General features: G+C 72.0%; 11 protein-coding genes and 3 pseudogenes. 6 read left to right on the top strand and 8 right to left on the bottom strand.

What is annotated here, in order from left to right; all coding sequences use genetic code 11:
- The 3 genes from ACSNOG_RS27600 to ACSNOG_RS27590 all read right to left on the bottom strand — a co-directional run.
- Nucleotides 1-1,397, bottom strand: a 1,397-nt coding sequence (locus tag ACSNOG_RS27600; protein WP_436755412.1) for an MFS transporter, incomplete at its 3' end; no start/stop codon positions are given.
- A 70-nt stretch (nucleotides 1,398-1,467) separates the two neighbouring features.
- Nucleotides 1,468-3,114, bottom strand: a complete 1,647-nt coding sequence (locus ACSNOG_RS27595; protein ID WP_436755411.1) for an FAD-binding oxidoreductase — start codon at nucleotides 3,112-3,114, stop codon at nucleotides 1,468-1,470.
- Nucleotides 3,107-3,592: an AtaL-like protein gene (locus ACSNOG_RS27590; protein WP_436755410.1), complete on the bottom strand. Its 486-nt coding sequence runs from the start codon at nucleotides 3,590-3,592 to the stop codon at nucleotides 3,107-3,109. Before ACSNOG_RS27590 ends, ACSNOG_RS27595 begins: the two co-directional genes overlap by 8 nt.
- Before the next feature lie 405 nt (nucleotides 3,593-3,997).
- Between ACSNOG_RS27590 and ACSNOG_RS27585 the strand changes: the two genes are divergently transcribed.
- Nucleotides 3,998-4,702 carry an SDR family NAD(P)-dependent oxidoreductase gene (locus tag ACSNOG_RS27585; protein WP_436755409.1) on the top strand — a complete coding sequence of 235 codons (705 nt, stop codon included), beginning with the start codon at nucleotides 3,998-4,000 and terminating at the stop codon, nucleotides 4,700-4,702.
- A gap of 82 nt (nucleotides 4,703-4,784) precedes the next feature.
- Nucleotides 4,785-5,963, top strand: coding sequence for a 3-hydroxybenzoate 6-monooxygenase (locus ACSNOG_RS27580; RefSeq protein ID WP_436755408.1), 1,179 nt, complete (start codon nucleotides 4,785-4,787; stop codon nucleotides 5,961-5,963).
- A 276-nt stretch (nucleotides 5,964-6,239) separates the two neighbouring features.
- Here ACSNOG_RS27580 and ACSNOG_RS27575 read toward each other — a convergent pair.
- The 3 genes and pseudogenes from ACSNOG_RS27575 to ACSNOG_RS27565 all read right to left on the bottom strand — a co-directional run.
- Nucleotides 6,240-6,626, bottom strand: a pseudogene (locus ACSNOG_RS27575) (rodlin); the annotation flags it as partial.
- Between the two features lie 319 nt (nucleotides 6,627-6,945).
- Nucleotides 6,946-7,332: pseudogene (locus tag ACSNOG_RS27570) on the bottom strand (rodlin); the annotation flags it as partial.
- Between the two features lie 265 nt (nucleotides 7,333-7,597).
- Nucleotides 7,598-8,245, bottom strand: a complete 648-nt coding sequence (locus ACSNOG_RS27565; protein WP_436755407.1) for a DsbA family oxidoreductase — start codon at nucleotides 8,243-8,245, stop codon at nucleotides 7,598-7,600.
- Nucleotides 8,246-8,718: 473 nt separating this feature from the next.
- Here ACSNOG_RS27565 and ACSNOG_RS27560 point away from each other — a divergent pair, with 473 nt between their 5' ends.
- Nucleotides 8,719-9,312, top strand: coding sequence for a TetR/AcrR family transcriptional regulator (locus ACSNOG_RS27560; RefSeq protein ID WP_436755406.1), 594 nt, complete (start codon nucleotides 8,719-8,721; stop codon nucleotides 9,310-9,312).
- Between the two features lie 521 nt (nucleotides 9,313-9,833).
- Here the strand turns inward: ACSNOG_RS27560 and ACSNOG_RS27555 are convergent.
- Nucleotides 9,834-10,490, bottom strand: a complete 657-nt coding sequence (locus ACSNOG_RS27555) for a ScbR family autoregulator-binding transcription factor (protein WP_436755405.1) — start codon at nucleotides 10,488-10,490, stop codon at nucleotides 9,834-9,836.
- 250 nt (nucleotides 10,491-10,740) lie between these two features.
- Between ACSNOG_RS27555 and ACSNOG_RS27550 the strand changes: the two genes are divergently transcribed.
- Nucleotides 10,741-11,799, top strand: a complete 1,059-nt coding sequence (locus tag ACSNOG_RS27550) for an alpha/beta hydrolase (RefSeq protein ID WP_436755404.1) — start codon at nucleotides 10,741-10,743, stop codon at nucleotides 11,797-11,799.
- Between the two features lie 14 nt (nucleotides 11,800-11,813).
- Here the strand turns inward: ACSNOG_RS27550 and ACSNOG_RS27545 are convergent, their stop codons facing one another.
- The gene (locus ACSNOG_RS27545; protein ID WP_436755403.1) at nucleotides 11,814-12,998 is read right to left on the bottom strand and encodes an alpha/beta hydrolase; all 1,185 of its coding nucleotides are present in this window, start codon (nucleotides 12,996-12,998) and stop codon (nucleotides 11,814-11,816) included.
- A 214-nt stretch (nucleotides 12,999-13,212) separates the two neighbouring features.
- Between ACSNOG_RS27545 and ACSNOG_RS27540 the strand changes: the two genes are divergently transcribed.
- Both ACSNOG_RS27540 and ACSNOG_RS27535 read left to right on the top strand, forming a co-directional pair.
- Nucleotides 13,213-13,851, top strand: a complete 639-nt coding sequence (locus tag ACSNOG_RS27540) for a GNAT family N-acetyltransferase (RefSeq protein WP_436755402.1) — start codon at nucleotides 13,213-13,215, stop codon at nucleotides 13,849-13,851.
- A 254-nt stretch (nucleotides 13,852-14,105) separates the two neighbouring features.
- Nucleotides 14,106-14,813: pseudogene (locus ACSNOG_RS27535) on the top strand (hypothetical protein); the annotation flags it as partial.

The following is a 14,813-nucleotide window of genomic DNA, read 5'->3' as shown; positions in this document are numbered from 1 at the left end:
AGCACCGCCGAGACCACCGCGCTGGCCGCGAACGCCGCCGCGGCGATCAGCAGCGCGAAGGCGTACCCGGAGCTCGTCGCCGCCCCGGCGCTCTCCCCCGCGTCCCGCAGGCTGCTCGCGTGTGCGGTGGCGAGGGAGACGAGGACGGCCAGCCCGACCGTGGGGCCGACCTCCATGGCCGTGTTGACGACGCCGCCCGCGAGCCCGGCGCGCTCGTCCTCGACGTCCTCCAGGGCGACGACGGTCGACCCCGAGAAGACGCATGCGATGCCCACCGGGAAGACGATGAGGCCGGCGAGCAGGGTGCCGGCGTAGGCGCTGCCGGCGCCCAGCTGTCCGATCAGCACGAGCCCGGCGGCCGCGACCAGCAGCCCGCCCACCGTGACCGCGCGTCCCCCGAACCGCCCGATGAGCCGCCCGGCCAGCATGCCGGTCACGACCTGCGCCGCGCTGAAGGGGAGGAAGGCGGCGGACGTCAGCAGCGGGGAGGCGTCCCGCACCTCCTGGAAGTACAGGGACAGCAGGAAGAAGATGGTCGACATGCCGGCCGAGCCGATGAAGACGGCCCACAGGGCCGTGGCCCGGTGCCTGCGGGCCAGGAACCCCAGCGGCACCAGCGGGTGCGACACCCGCAGCTCGACCGCCACGAACGCGGCGAGCAGCAGCGCCCCGGCCGCGATCGGCCCCCACACGACGCCCTCGCCCCAGGACCGCTCGCCCGCCTCGACGAGCCCGTAGCTCATGACGGTCAGCCCGGCCGTGACCAGGACCGCGCCCGGCACGTCCAGCCGCACCCGCACCGGGTCGGGACCCGCGGGCAGCACCCGCCGCGCCGCGGCCACGGCGATCAGCGAGACCGCCACGGGCACCACGAACGACCACCGCCACGACACCCACGTCGAGACCGTCCCGGACAGCAGCATCCCCGCCGTCGCCCCGAAGCCGGCCAGCCCGCCCCACACGGCGAGGGCGCGCGCGTGCCGGGTCTCGTCGGGGTAGAGGGAGCGGACGAGGGACATCGCGGCGGGGGCCGCGAGCGCCGCCCCGACGCCCTGGACGAAGCGGCCCCCGAGCAGGAAGGCGAAGCCGGGCCCGAGGCCGGCGGCCGCCGAGGCCAGCCCGAAGACCGCGGCCCCGGCCACCAGCGCCCGGCGCCGCCCCATGAGATCCGCCAGCCGCCCGCCGAGCATCAGCAGGCCGCTGAACGACAGCCCGTACGCGGCGCTGACGAGCGTCAGCTGCGCGCCGGACAACCCGAGGTCGTGCTGGATCGCCGGCAGCGCCGGCGACAGCATCGTGATGGCCAGGATCAGAACGACCTGCACGGCGCCCAGCAGGGCGAAACCGCGTCCGGTGCGCGCGACCGCGCCCGGAGCCGGTGCGTTACCGGAGGACATGTCTTCCCTCTTTCCGATCTTTCTTATATTCCCGATCTTTCTGATCTTTCTGATCTTTCCGACATGCACTTCACCCCTGCCCCGGCAGCCTCACCGACTGCTCGTGCCGGAACACGTCCCTCGGGTCCCACCGCGCCTTGACCGCCTGCAGCCTGCGGTAGTTCCCCTTGAAGTACAGCTCGTGCCACGGCACTCCGGACCCGTTCCATCGCGCCGTGTTCAGGTCGGCGTCCGCGTAGTTGACGAAGCAGCCGTCCGTCACGTCGCCCGGTCTGGGCACGCCCCCGGAGGCCGCGTAGACGTCCTGGTAGAACTCGCGGATCCAGGTCAGGTGCCGCTCGTCGTCCGCGGCGTCCTGCCAGAAGGTGATGTAGTGCAGCTTCATGACGGAGTCGCGCTGCGGGACGGCCGTCTCCGCCGGTCCCACCGCGTTCACCCGGCCCCCGTACGCGCTGATCATGACCACGGACAGGGGCCCGGAGAAGTCGTCGCGGGTCAGGTGCCGGTAGAACGCTTTGAGCTGGTCCTCCGGGAAGCCTTTGCGCATGTAGGCCGACTTGGCCTTGAAACGGGTCGTGGTGTCGGGCGCGGTGAAGCCCGGCCAGGACGTGGTGGCGTGCAGCCAGGAGATCGTCCGGCGGTCGTCCACCCGGTAGCGGACGCCCACGCCCTGCGCGACGGCGGCCAGGAAGGCGTCGAGCAGCCCGGAGGCGTTCGGCACGGACGCGTCGATCTGCGTCGTCATGGAGAACGACCCGGCGGACTTGTGCGTCGGCTTCAGCTGGCTGAACAGGCTCGCGTACGGCGATCCGGGCGCGCTGTTGCGCTCGCACCACCGGCCGTAGTTCCGCAGGATCGTGGTGAACGCCGCCTCGGTCATGCCCTCCCACGGCCACGTCACCGTGGAGACGTGCACCTCGGACGGCGGCTGCGGCAGCAGCCCGGCGGGGTCGGCCCCGCCGGCCCCCGGCGCCCGCATCAGATACCGCGTGACCACTCCGAGCGCGCCTCCGCCCGCGCCCGTGTGTGCCCACAGCAGCTCCCGGTTGGGGTCGCTCTCCTCCCGCGTGGCGACCACCTTCCGTGCGGTGCCCTTCGCGTCGACGACGACCGCCTCGATCCCGTACAGGTGGTCCACGACCAGCCCGTGCAGCCGGGACAGCGCACCGTATCCCCCGCCCACGATGTGCCCGCCCGCGCCCACCGAGGGGCAGGTGCCGCCGGGCACGGTCACGCCCCAGCCCCGGTACAGCGCGCGGTAGGCGTCGCCCAGGCGGGCGCCGGGCTCGATGAAGAACGCGCGCCGACCGGCGTCGTAGCCGACGCGGTCCATGGAGCCCATGTCGATGACGAGGCGTACGTCGTCCGTGGTCACGAAGTTCTCGTAGCAGTGGCCCCCGCTGCGCACGGCGGGCTTGCGGCCCGTGTCGACGGCCTCCTGGACGGCCGCGAGCACGTGGTCGGCCGATCCGACGAGGCGTACGGCGTCGGGCGTGCCCACCCAGCGGCGGTTGGCGCCCCAGACGAGGTCGGGGTAGCGGCGGTCGGAGGGGCGGACGGTCAGCGCTCCGGAGGCGGCCTGCTCGCCACCGGGCCCCGGTCCGTCGGCCAGCGCCCTCCCCGCCGGGCCGCCCAGCGCCGCCGCCGCACCCACGGCGGCGGCACCGGCGACGACCTGGCGACGGGAGTACGCCCCGCGCGGCCGGTGCTCACGCATCGTCGGCCACCTGCAGGGCGCTGCGCCGCAGGACCGCCGTCATGGCGTCGAGGGTCGCGGCGAAATCGGCGTCGAGTTCGTGGAGGTAGGAGTTCTCGCGGAGCACGGCCGAGGAGGGGGCGTCGGTCAGGGTGATGCTGAGCGTGAGGGTCAGGTCGCCGTCCTCGTCCTCGCCCATCTGGTTGGTGATCACCGCGAGGTCGGAGGCGTCCGCGTGCCGGAAGGTGATGCGGCCCGCGGCGGCGTCCGGGGTGACGCGCTGGACGAGGAGCTGCGAGCCGCGCCGGGCCTCGCGCAGGAACCCGTCGTCGTAGCGCTCCAGGACCCGGCACTCGCTGATGGCGGGCACGTAGCCGACGGGGTTCTCGGCCTTGTGCAGCAGGGCCCTCCACAACCGCTCGCGCGTGGTGCAGGAGGTACCGGTGGCATCGCCGGTTTCTGCGGCGTCGACCTTGCGGGTCCACGAAAGCGTGATCATGCGTTCTCCTGAGGCGGCGGACGACGGGAATGGGAGAAGAGGGAGAAGCGGGAGAATCGGGAGAAGCGGGCGGGCGAAACGACGGCCGGCCGGCCGGCGGTCAGCCGGTCAGCGCATCAGCCGGTCAGCGGTCAGCCGGTCCATGGAAGTCTTCGCCGCATTCCGGACCCCGGTCAAAGGCCCTCCCCCTACTGCGTCAGGTGCCGCGAACCGCCTCCGACCGCGCCCTTTCCACCTGACGAAGTGCGCCGCGCGCATATTCGCCGCGCACCCGACTCCCCTGATGCTGGACTCAGTTGATGCGGCCCGGCACGACCGGCGCCCGCCCGGCACCCGACGCAGCACACCACCCGGCACCCGACCCGGCAGGCGCGGAAACAGGAATCAGGAATCAGGAGATACGCGATGTCCAAGCGATTCACAGGCAAAGTTGTCCTGGTCACCGGGGGCGGCGAGGGCATCGGCCGCGCTGCCGCCTTCGCGTTCGCACGGGAGGGCGCCGAGGTCGTGGTCGCCGGCCGGCACCCGGAAATGCTGCACGACACCGTTGAGGAGATCAAGGCGCTGGGCGGCAGCGCCAGTTGCGGAATAGCCGACGTGACCCACCACGGCGAGAACGGCGACGCCTCCGACGCGGAGGCGATCGTGGCCGCCGTCGTCGAACGGCACGGCCGGCTGGACGTCGCCTTCAACAATGTCACCGAACTCGGCCCCGACCAGCCGGTGGCGGAGATCAGCGAAAGCGTCTGGGGCGAGACCCTGGCCGCCAATCTGACCGGTGTCTGGCTGTCCATGAAGCACGAGATCGCGCACATGGAGCGCAACGGCGGCGGCGTGATCGTCAATACGGCCAGCAACATCGGCAGCCAGGGCATGCTGCCGGGTCTCGGCGCGTACGCCGCGTCGAAGGCGGCGGTGAGCACCCTCACCCAGACCGCCGCGCGCGAATACATCGACAAGGGCATCCGCATCAATGCGATCAGCCCGTGCCCGCTGGGCCGCGGCGCCAAGGTGGAGGAGATCGCCGACACCGTGCTGTGGCTCGCCTCGGACGAGGCGTCCTACGTCGTCGGCCACGACCTGGTCCTGGACCGCAAGACCGCCGTCTGACGGCTCCGAGAGCCCGCGTCACCGAGAGCCTCGCCTCCGTCACCGAGAGCCCCGCGTCACCGAGAGGACTGCGAGAGACGACATGGCCAACATCCTTATCGCCGGGGGCGGCATCGGCGGTCTCGCGGCCGCCGTGTCCGTGGCCCGCCAGGGTCACCGGGCGACCGTGCTGGAGCGCAGCGACGTCTTCGGCGAGGTCGGCGCGGGCATCCAGCTCGGCCCCAACGCCTTCCACGCCCTCGACCGGCTCGGCGTGGGCGCGGAGGTCCGCGCGCGGGCGGTGCTCATCGACGAGCTGCAGTTCATGGACGGCACGACGGGCGAGCGCATCACGCGCATGCCGCTCACCGGCGCCTACCGGGAGCGCTTCGGCAATCCGTACGCCGTCGTGCACCGCGGCGACCTCTACCAGGCGCTGCTCGACGCGTGCCGCGCCCACCCCGCGGTCACCCTCCTCGGCGGCCACTACGTGGTGCGCTACGAGCAGGACGCGACCGGTGTCACCGCCGTCACGTGCACGGGCCGCCCCTTCCGCGGCGACGTGCTGATCGGTGCCGACGGGATCCGCTCGGCCGTGCGCCGGCAGCTCGTGGGCGACGGCGAACCGCGGGTGTCCGGGCACACCATCTACCGCTCGGTGATCCCCATGGAGCAGGTGCCGCAGGAGCTGCGCTGGAACAGCGTGACCCTGTGGGCCGGGCCGAAGTGGCACTTCGTGCACTACCCCATCGCGGGCGGCAAGTGCCTGAACCTGGCGGCCACCCGGGACGACGCGGCCACCGACCCGGTGGCGGGGCTGCCGGTGCCGGCCGACGACGTGATCGCCGAGTTCCCCGAGCTGGGCCACGCCGCGCGGCGGCTGCTGGAGCTCGGCCGGGGCTGGCGGGCGTGGGTGCTGTGCGACCGCGACCCGGTGCCGGACTGGACGGACGGCCGGGTGACGCTCCTGGGTGACGCCGCGCACCCCATGCTGCAGTACGCCGCGCAGGGCGCGTGCATGGCGCTGGAGGACGCGGTGCTGCTCGGCGAGCTGCTGCAGGGCGCGGAGCCGGGCGAGGCCTCCCTGGGGCGGCGGCTGGAGAAGTACAACGCGGCGCGCTGCGAGCGCACTTCGCGCACACAGCTGGTGGCCCGCGAGATGGGCCGGCAGCTGTACCACCCGGCGGGGGACGCGGCCCGCGCGCGCAACCGGATGCTCTGCTCCCTCACCACGGACGAGATGTACGACAAGGTCGACTGGCTGCACGCCGGGGTGCGCTGAAGCATGCGACGAACGCCCCCGGGGAGCGGGGGCGTTCGTCGCGTGGGGGACTGCTGTGTACCGGGCGGGCCGGATCAGTGACGGGTCAGCGGATCAGTGACCGTGGTGCCCGTCGTCGTGGTGCCCGTACCCGTGGTGACCGCCGTGGTCGTAGCCACCGTGGCCACCGTGGTCGTAACGGCCGTGGTCGTGGTCGTAACGGCCGTGGTCGTGGCGGTCCCAGTGGTCGTCGTGACCACCCTCGTGACGGTGGTGGCCGCCGTGGTGACGCTCGCTGTTCCAGGAGCCGTTGCCCGAGATGATCGGGATCTCGTCCAGGATGTGCGACAGCGGGTCGTCCCCGTCGCTGATCGTGGAGTTCTCCGTGCAGGACTGCTGCTGCTGCGAGGAGAGGATCGGGATGTCCTGGAGACCGATGTTGATCAGGGCGAGCAGCGACTGGGCACCGAGCTTGCCGATGCCGATGCACGGCTTGTTCAGCGAGCCGTTGATCAGGCCCATCTGCGGGCTCATGTAGCCGCCCGTCCAGGTGTTGCCGTACATCTGACCCGCGCCGTTGGCGTTCGCAACGTCCTGGCCGTTGCCGACGGCCATGGCGGGGCTCGCCGACACGCCGGCCGCGGAAGCCACGAGTGCGGTCGTGGCCACTACTTTCTTGATCACGCTTGGTTCCTCGTTCTGGCTCGACGAATTACGGGAGCTCTCTGCCTAACCGGGAAAATTCCGTGAGGTTATTACCGCGCCCGCCCCTTCACCCCTTCGGCCCAGCGCCCGCGCGACCGCCGGGGGATTGCCCCGGAATGGTCCGGGACTTCGAAAAGGGAAAGCCCCCTGCAGCGGGGCCCGCACACCCGCCGCAGGGGACTTACGCGCTGACGGCTCAGTGACCGCCGAAGCCGCCGTGACCGAAGCCGTTGTGGCCGTAGCCGTCGTGACCGCCGTGGTGACCGCCGTGGCCGCCGTGGTGACCGCCGTCGCTCTTGTTCCCGGAACCGTTGCCCGAGATGATCGGGATCTCCGACAGGATGTGCGACAGCGGGTCGTCCCCGTCGCTGATCGTGGAGTTGTCGGTGCACTGCTGCTGCTGCTGCGACGTGAGGATCGGGATGTCCTGGATGCCGATGTTGAGGAGCGCCAGCACGGACTGGACACCGATCTTGCCGATGCCGAGGCACGGCTTGTTCAGCGTGCCCTGGATCAGGCTCATCTGCGGGCTTTCCTTGCCGCCCGTGTGCGTGTTGCCGTAACCGGTCTTCGCGGCGTTGCCGTTGGCAACGTCCTGGTCGTTCCCGATAGCCATCGCGGGGCCGGAGATGGTGCCGACCGCGGACACCGCGAGGGCGGTCGTCGCAATTGCCTTCTTGAGCACGTCCTAAGCCTTTCGATCGTGTAGCGCCCCCACTGGGAAAGCGTTCTGAATAACTCCGGGACTATTCGGAAGTTCCGGGCTTTCACTCATTCGAGCCAGTGCGGGCGCCACACGTAGGACTGCCGGACAAATGTAAATACGGTGCGCGGCACGGAAGGCAATACGGTTAATACCGTTAATACCGTTAATGCTGTTCATACTGCCGGCGGTCGGTACTGGCCGCCCTGGACGGCCGCGAGGACGCCGCCGTCGGCGAGCGCCCCCGTCAGAAGGCGGCGTCGACGGTGCGCGCCGTCGCCGCCATCGCCTCGTACAGCACGCCCTCGCTCTGTGCGCCCAGCAGGATGGGGCCGTCGCCGATCCTGAACACCGGTGGCGCCGGGACGCCGTGGCGTCGCAGCCGGTGCAACTGCCCGCGCAGCTCGTCCGCTTCCTCCGACCCCTTCGCCAACGTGCCCGCCCCGCCCGGACCGAGGTCGACCCCGCACTCCTCGGCGATGGCCCGCAGCACCGGTTCACCGGCGATGTGCAGCCCGTCGGTGAAGTGGGCGCGGAAGAGCCGTTCGACGACGGGCTCGGCCAGGCCCTGCTCGGCGGCGCGGCCGATGAGCAGGTGGGCGCGGAAGCTGCCGGTGGCCACGGCCCGGTCGTAGCGCAGTTCCAGCCCGTCGCGGGCGGCCTGCCAGGTGAAGATCTCGGCCTGCGTCGCGGCGTACGGGCCGAGCATGCGCTCCAGTACGGGCATCAGGGGCTGCGGGCTGTCGGAGGCGGCCGGGGCGATCTCGTAGGGGCGGAAGGTGATCGCGACGTCGGTGCCCTGCGCGCGCATGCGCTCGGCCGCGCGGACGAGGCGCGTGTAACCGATGTAGGAGTGGACGCAGATCACGTCCAGGACCATGTCCGCCTTCACCATTCGGATCCCCCTCCGACGCCCGCCGGCCCCGGACGCGCGCCCCGCGCTCACTTACCGGCCGGTTGACTAGTCAGGGAGAACGTAAGACGTGACTTGTGGGTCGTCAAGCACGTATGTCAAGGAATGGGTGACGATGCACGCCTCACGGGGTGTCCGGGGAACGATGCTGACGCGGCCCATGTCGGGCGCCTCTATGGCCACTTGGCTACCACGCGACCATTCTGACCACGACAATGTACGTATTGCGTGTCGGTGGTGTCGCGGTCGGCCGCTGCGCCCTCCGCCGGGGGCTCTTTCTGCGGCATGATCTCCACTCCCCCCGGCGTGTCCGGAGGCGGACCGGCACGTCCACCTGCTTGTTGCTTGCAAGCGCGGCCAGTTGGGATCGGCAGGAAGGTAGGCTGCCAGCTAACCGGGCGTCAAGTAGGTTCAGCTGGGGGGCGACAGGTTCACGACAACGGCAGGAGAGACCCATGGGCAGCACCCCTCAGGCGCGCAGGAGCGACACCCGGGAGCGCATCCAGAAAACGGCCCTGGACCTCTTCGTCTCGCGTGGTTACGAGAAGACGTCGCTACGGGAGATCGCCGAGGAACTCGGCGTCACGAAGGCGGCGCTGTACTACCACTTCAAGACGAAGGAGGACATCCTCAGCGCGATCTCCAGGGATCTGGGCAGGCCGGTCGACGAACTCATCGCCTGGGCGGAGGAACAACCACCCACGATGGAAACCAAGCGGGAGCTGCTGCGCCGCTACAGCGTGGCGCTCGGATCGGCGATGCCGATCTACCACATCCTGCAGGAGAACCAGGCGACGCTGCGGGACCTGGCGATCGGCCGGGAACTGCGCGAGCGCGTCACCGCGATCTCGCGGCTGATGCACGCGGGTGACCTGGCGTTCGGGTGTCACGCGCGGGTGGCGAGCGCGGTGATGACGGTCCACTTCGGGGCGTTCGCGCCGGAGGCGCTGGCCGGCACGACGGAGGAACGGCGCGAGGCCCTCTTGGACGTGGCCCTCGACACCCTGTCCGGGGTCCGGCCCACCGCCCTAGCAGCCGGCCCCAACTAACCCGACGGGCCCGGCCCGCGCTCCTCCCGCCGCAACGGCGCCCAGCCAACACGGCGCATCCCGGCGGTGCCCGACCGCCCCGCGGCCCGCACGGCACCGCCGGACACCACCGCCGCGGCGCACCACCGCCGCGGCGGAAAGAAAAGCCCAGGCCCCGCCGCCCCAGCACCGGCACCGACCACTCCGGCCCCGGCCCACGCCGCCCGGGCCGAGCCCGCACACTCCCCCGCCGCAACGGCGCGAAACCACAACGACGCACCCCGGCGGTGCCCAACCGGCCCCGGGCCGCAGCCCGCACGGCACCGCCGGACACCACCGCCGCGGCGCACCACCGCCGCGGCGGAAGAAAACACCGGGCCGAGCCCGCACACTCCCCCGCCGCAGCGGTGCGAAACCACAGCGGCGCATTCCGGCGGTGCCCGAGCAACCCCGGGCCGCAGCCCGCACCGCACCGCACCGCCGGACGCGGCAGCGTCATCGTGGCGCGCCACGCACCCCCCGCCCCTGCGGGCAGGGGCCCATCAGGCCACTCCCACCGGCTCCAGCGCGGCGAGCGCCCGCGCTCCGCGGCCCGGGGCCATGTCCAGGCGGGCCAGGACGGCGGGGACGGCGACGGAGGGCATGAGGTGCTCGTAGAGGACGATCGCGCGCCGTTCCAGGTCCGCACGGTCGGACAGCGTCTGCGACAGCGCGTTGATCCCCCCGAACGCTCCGACGATCAGTTCGGCCACTTCCCACGGCACGACGTCCGGTAAGACTTCGCCCCGTTCCTTGCCCTCCACCAGGAGCCGGGTGTGCAGCTCGGTCCACCCGGTGAAGGGCCCGCTGCGGTGGAGCGCGGGCGACCCGTGTTCCATCGTGAGCCGGACGCTCCCACGCAGGACGGGGTCGGTCAGCAGCTGGTGCGAGAAGACCATGCCGAGGTCGACGAGCCGCTGCATCCGGCAGCCCCCGGGGAGGTCGAGCAGGGCGGACGTCGCTTCGGCCTGGGCGTCGATGACGGCGTGCGCGAGGTCTTCCTTGGAGGGGAAGTGGAAGTACAGCGCTCCTTTGGTCACCTCCGCCCGCGCGAGGATCTCGTTGATCGTGGCGGCGTCGTAGCCCCGTTCGTCGAACACCACCGCGGCCGCTTCCAGGATGTTCTGTCGAGTCCTGATCGCACGGTCCTGCTTGGCCACGGCACGCCTCCGGGTCGATGGGGCCCGCGCGCCGCTGCGCGCGGTGCGGGGCTGGGCATCCGGCGGCCGCAGCCGGTACCCGGGAGCGCCCGCGGCGTCGAGCGTATGCAGCACACCGGCGTCAAGGGAGGAGAGCGAACAAGCCAACGTGCGCCTCCGGCCGTGCATCTCCTCCCGCTCTGTGCCGCTTCCAGCGTGTATCTATGGACGGAGCGGGACGAAGCGAGGGAGCCGAGGGAGCGCGCCAGCGATGAGTCTCACCGGAACCGCCTTCTTCGCCGCGCTGGCCGCGGCGACGGTCTGCACCGTGCTGGCCACTCTGCTGCTCTGGTCGCGCATCCCCGGCCCGGCCGCCGTCCGCTGGGCGTCCCGCGTCCTCCTGATCGGCCTGTGTCAGGCGACCGCCATCTGCGTCGTTGCCGCCTGGATCAACACCAGTTACGGCCTCTACGCCTCCTGGGACGACCTTCTGGGGCGCACCGGCGGCGGCCCGGTGGCGATGCCGGGCCCGCCGCCGGAGCGCGCCCGTTTCCTGCGCGGCGACGCGGGGATGCGGCAGACGTACGTCCGCGGGCCGCATTCGGCGCTGTCGGGCCAGGTGATGGTGTGGACCCCTCCGCAGTACGACGACCCGCGCTACCGCCGGTCCCCCTTTCCGGTGGTGATGCTGCTGCACGGCGTGCCGGGTTCGCCGCAGTCCTGGCTGGAGCAGGGCCACATGCCGGGGGACTACGCGAAGCTGCTGCAGGCGGGGGCGAGCCGCCCGTTCATCCTGGCCGTGCCGGTCATCGACCCCGGCGGGCTGGACACGGACTGCTCGGACGTCCCCGGGCACAAGGTCGCCACCTGGCTCTCCCGGGACGTGCCGGATCTGATCCGGCACCATTTCCGGACGGGCAAGGACCCCCGTTCATGGGGCCTGCTGGGCATCTCGACGGGCGGCTACTGCGCGGCCAAGCTCCCCCTGCAGTACCCGCGGGTCTTCGGCGCGGGCGCGGCCCTCGACCCGGATCCGCTGACGGGGGCGCAGGGCGCGCTGCCCGACCCGCGGCTGCGCGAGCGCAACAGCCCGACGTGGCTCGTGGCGCACACCGACGACGCGGGCGTCGGGTTGTTCCTGGCGACGTCACGGCAGGACCGTTCCAGCCCGCCTTCGCTCATCGAGCAGTTCCGGCAGGCGTCGATCGGCAGTGGCGTGCGGCTGCGGACGATGGTGGCGCCGGCGGGCGGGCACAACTACCACACGTGGATCTCCATGTACCCGGCCGCGTTCTCGTGGCTGAGCGAGGAGCTGAGCGGACCGGACTGACCCTCGTCGTGCCGTCAGTTGTTCACGTCCTGCGGGAACGTCATCTGCTTGCCCATCCACTCCAGCGTCGGCGCGATTTCCCGCCGCCAGGTGGTGAAGTTGTGGCTCCCCGTCGGGAGGATGATCTTCGCGGCGGTCATCGGTTCCTTGACGGCCTTGAGGAACTTCTCCGTCTCCTTGAGGTTCTTCTCGCCTTCCTTGCTGCTGGTGACGAGCACCGAGACCCGCGGGGCGGGCAGGTTGTTCAGCCGCCAGATCAGGTCGTGCTCGCGCTTGTTCTTCTCGCCCTCCTCACCGTCGCCGAAGAGGTTTCCCGTGGTCAGATCGTTCTTGATCTTGTAGTCGGCGGAGAGGGCGCCCGCCACCGGATACGTTCCGGGCTGCCGCATGGCGAGTTCGAGCGCGCACGTGCCGCCCGAGGAGTAGCCCATGACGCCCCAGGCGCTGGCCTCGTGACCGACGCGGTAGGCGCTCTTCAGGGCTTCGGGCAGGTCCTTGGTGAAGTAGGTCTCGGACTGGGGGCCGCCGGGGACGTCCACGCACTCGGTGTCGCGCGGCGGGGCTATGGTCGGGCGGACCATCACGATCACGGTCGGCTGCATGCGGCGGTCGGTGATCAGCTCGCTCGCCGTCCTCGGCACCCGCAGGAAGTGGGAGAGGTTCGTGATGCCGCCGGGGTAGCCGCTGATGGCGATGATCACGGGGAAGCGCTGCCGTTTGTACTGCTCCTGGAAGTACTGCGGCGGCAGGTAGACGAACGCCGGCTCCACGACCCCCGCCCGGCGGGCGACCAGCCGCACCGACTCCACCGTGCCGACCTTCTCCTTGGGCCCCTGCGGGATGTCGGTCTTGTCGATGCCTTCCGTGCCGGTGTGCTTCACCAGCCCGCCCTTGCCCGTGTCGACCGCCGCGGCGCCGGGGCCGCCGCCGTTCTCGGTGAGCTGGGTGACCTCGCCCGGCGACCGGTCGTACCGGCCGATCAGCTCGCCCCACGTGCCGTAGAAGCTGTTGGCGGAGTTCACCGCGAGCAGCACCGAGGACATGATCGTCAACTGCGTGACGAGGATCGCGCCGAGCCGCCCCAGCACCGGCAGCACGCCGCGCCCGGAGAGCCGCGGCCACAGCCAGACGGTGAGGCCCACGCAGACCGCGGCGACGAACACCACCGTGTACAGGAGTGACCTGCTGGTCAGGCTCATGCGCACTCAACTCCCTGCCCCCGCGGTGGGTACTCGTGTTCGGTAACGCGATACTCACCGATGAAGAGGCCGGAATGGGCGGACAGGGTTGCCCTGGACCGATTTCTTACCCTGCTCTTGTCCTGCGCGTGTCCTGTCGGCCGCCCGCCGTTATCGTCCCGGAAACCGTCCGCGCCGGAGGGTGGGTACGGGTTCCGCTGGGCAAGAAGGGCGCATGGGTGACGTCTTCTTTCGCAGGCTGAGCCGCTGGCAGGCCGACCAGTACCGCGACCAGCTCGCGGATCTGCACGTCACGGCCTACGCGCGCCCGCACGTGGTCGGCCACCGCGGGCCCGAGCCCGCCCCGGCGGCCGGGCCGGCGGCCGGGCCGGCGGCCGGGCCGGAGCCGCTCGTGGAGCACTTCCACAGCCGCGCCCGCTTCCGCGAGCGGCTCGCCGAGCACTCCGTGCGGCCGGGCTTCGACCTGGTGCTCGCCGACGCCGGAGGCCCGGTGGGCTGCGCGTACGGCTATCCGCTCGCGCGCGACAGCGAACGGTGGCACGGCTTCCTCGGCCCCGTCCCCGGCGAGTTGGAGGAGCTGACGGCCGCCGGCCGGGTCTTCGCGGTCGCCGAGCTCGTGGTCGCGCCCCGCCACCGCCGCCAGGGCATCGGCCGGCGCCTGCACGACCGGCTGCTGTCCGGCAGCGGCGCGGCGCTCGCGGCGCTGGTCATGGCCCCCGCGGACGCCCACGACCCGGCGGCGGAGGCCGCCCGCCGCGCGTGGGGCTGGCAGCGGGCGGGGCAGGTGCGCCCGCCCGCGGCGGGGGACGTGGGGGACGCCTTGGAGGTCTACGTACGACCGCTGCGGCGGTGAGCCGGAGGTTCATGTTCCCAGTGGCGTGAAAACGACGCCCGTGGCGTGCGGCCCTGACGCGGCGTGAACTTCCGTGACCCCAAGTGGGCGTAGGGCCCGTCCCCCGTGCGTGGGGCGGCCGCGTGTGCCTCGCGAGGGTCTGAGCATGCGGGGAATAGGGGGGCGGCTAGCCTTACGTCACCGTCCCCCCGGGGGACGTATACCCGCAACACGGACATTTCATAGCTCCCGAGACACGTGAAGGACTACTCCACATGGGCATTCGGAGTCTGCTGCGGAACGCGTTCGGCCGGTCCAGGACAGCGACGGCCGAGCGAGACGACGCCAGCCTGCCCCAGCAGAGCGCGCCGCCTTCCGTGCCCGCGCCCTCGCAGGAGCCCGCGCCACGGGGCGCCTCCGGCGAGGCGCGCACGGAGTCCCCTGGCCCCTCTCTTACGGAATCCCGCCCCGATCCGGTCGTGGCCCGCCCGCGGGTCTCCGCGGAGGGAACCGCCCCCGCGGAGGGGAGCGCCCCCGCGGAAGCGCCCGAGCCGAAGGCCACGGAGCCTGCGGCCGCCGAGCCCCTCCGCGCGCCCCTGCCGTCGCAGCAGAGCGGCGACGCGCGCACCGCGGATTCGGCGCCCGAGCCGCAGCCCACGCCGGTGGCAGAGCCGGTCACTGAGCCGGCCGCGGAGCCGGTGGCCGAGCGCCTCACCGAGCCCGACAGCGACACGATCCCCGACCCCGGTCCGCTGGAGCCGCACGTGCCGCCGCGGCCCGGGCCCACCCCCGGCCCGCGCCCCGGTCCGGGTCCCGTTCCGCCGGAGCCGAGCCCGGAGCCCGAGCCGCAGCCGACGCCGGTGCCCGCGCCCAAGCCCATCCCCGAGCCGGAGCCCGTCCCGCCGGTCGACCCGGAGCCGCTCCCCGAGCCGCCCCCCGGCCCGGACCCGGTCCGCAAGCCGGAGCCCGCGCCCGGCCCGACC

The sequence above is a fragment of the Streptomyces sp. URMC 124 genome (assembly GCF_051386455.1).
Lineage (GTDB): Bacteria > Actinomycetota > Actinomycetes > Streptomycetales > Streptomycetaceae > Streptomyces.
This window is presented reverse-complemented; position numbering and strand designations above follow the sequence as displayed.

Bases quoted from the DNA above. Each gene is read 5' to 3' on its own strand.
- ACSNOG_RS27595 (WP_436755411.1), bottom strand. From the start codon at position 3,114: ATGCGTGAGCACCGGCCGCGCGGGGCGTACTCCCGTCGCCAGGTCGTC.
- ACSNOG_RS27590 (WP_436755410.1), bottom strand. From the start codon at position 3,592: ATGATCACGCTTTCGTGGACCCGCAAGGTCGACGCCGCAGAAACCGGC.
- ACSNOG_RS27585 (WP_436755409.1), top strand. From the start codon at position 3,998: ATGTCCAAGCGATTCACAGGCAAAGTTGTCCTGGTCACCGGGGGCGGC.
- ACSNOG_RS27580 (WP_436755408.1), top strand. From the start codon at position 4,785: ATGGCCAACATCCTTATCGCCGGGGGCGGCATCGGCGGTCTCGCGGCC.
- ACSNOG_RS27565 (WP_436755407.1), bottom strand. From the start codon at position 8,245: ATGGTGAAGGCGGACATGGTCCTGGACGTGATCTGCGTCCACTCCTAC.
- ACSNOG_RS27560 (WP_436755406.1), top strand. From the start codon at position 8,719: ATGGGCAGCACCCCTCAGGCGCGCAGGAGCGACACCCGGGAGCGCATC.
- ACSNOG_RS27550 (WP_436755404.1), top strand. From the start codon at position 10,741: ATGAGTCTCACCGGAACCGCCTTCTTCGCCGCGCTGGCCGCGGCGACG.
- ACSNOG_RS27545 (WP_436755403.1), bottom strand. From the start codon at position 12,998: ATGAGCCTGACCAGCAGGTCACTCCTGTACACGGTGGTGTTCGTCGCC.
- ACSNOG_RS27540 (WP_436755402.1), top strand. From the start codon at position 13,213: ATGGGTGACGTCTTCTTTCGCAGGCTGAGCCGCTGGCAGGCCGACCAG.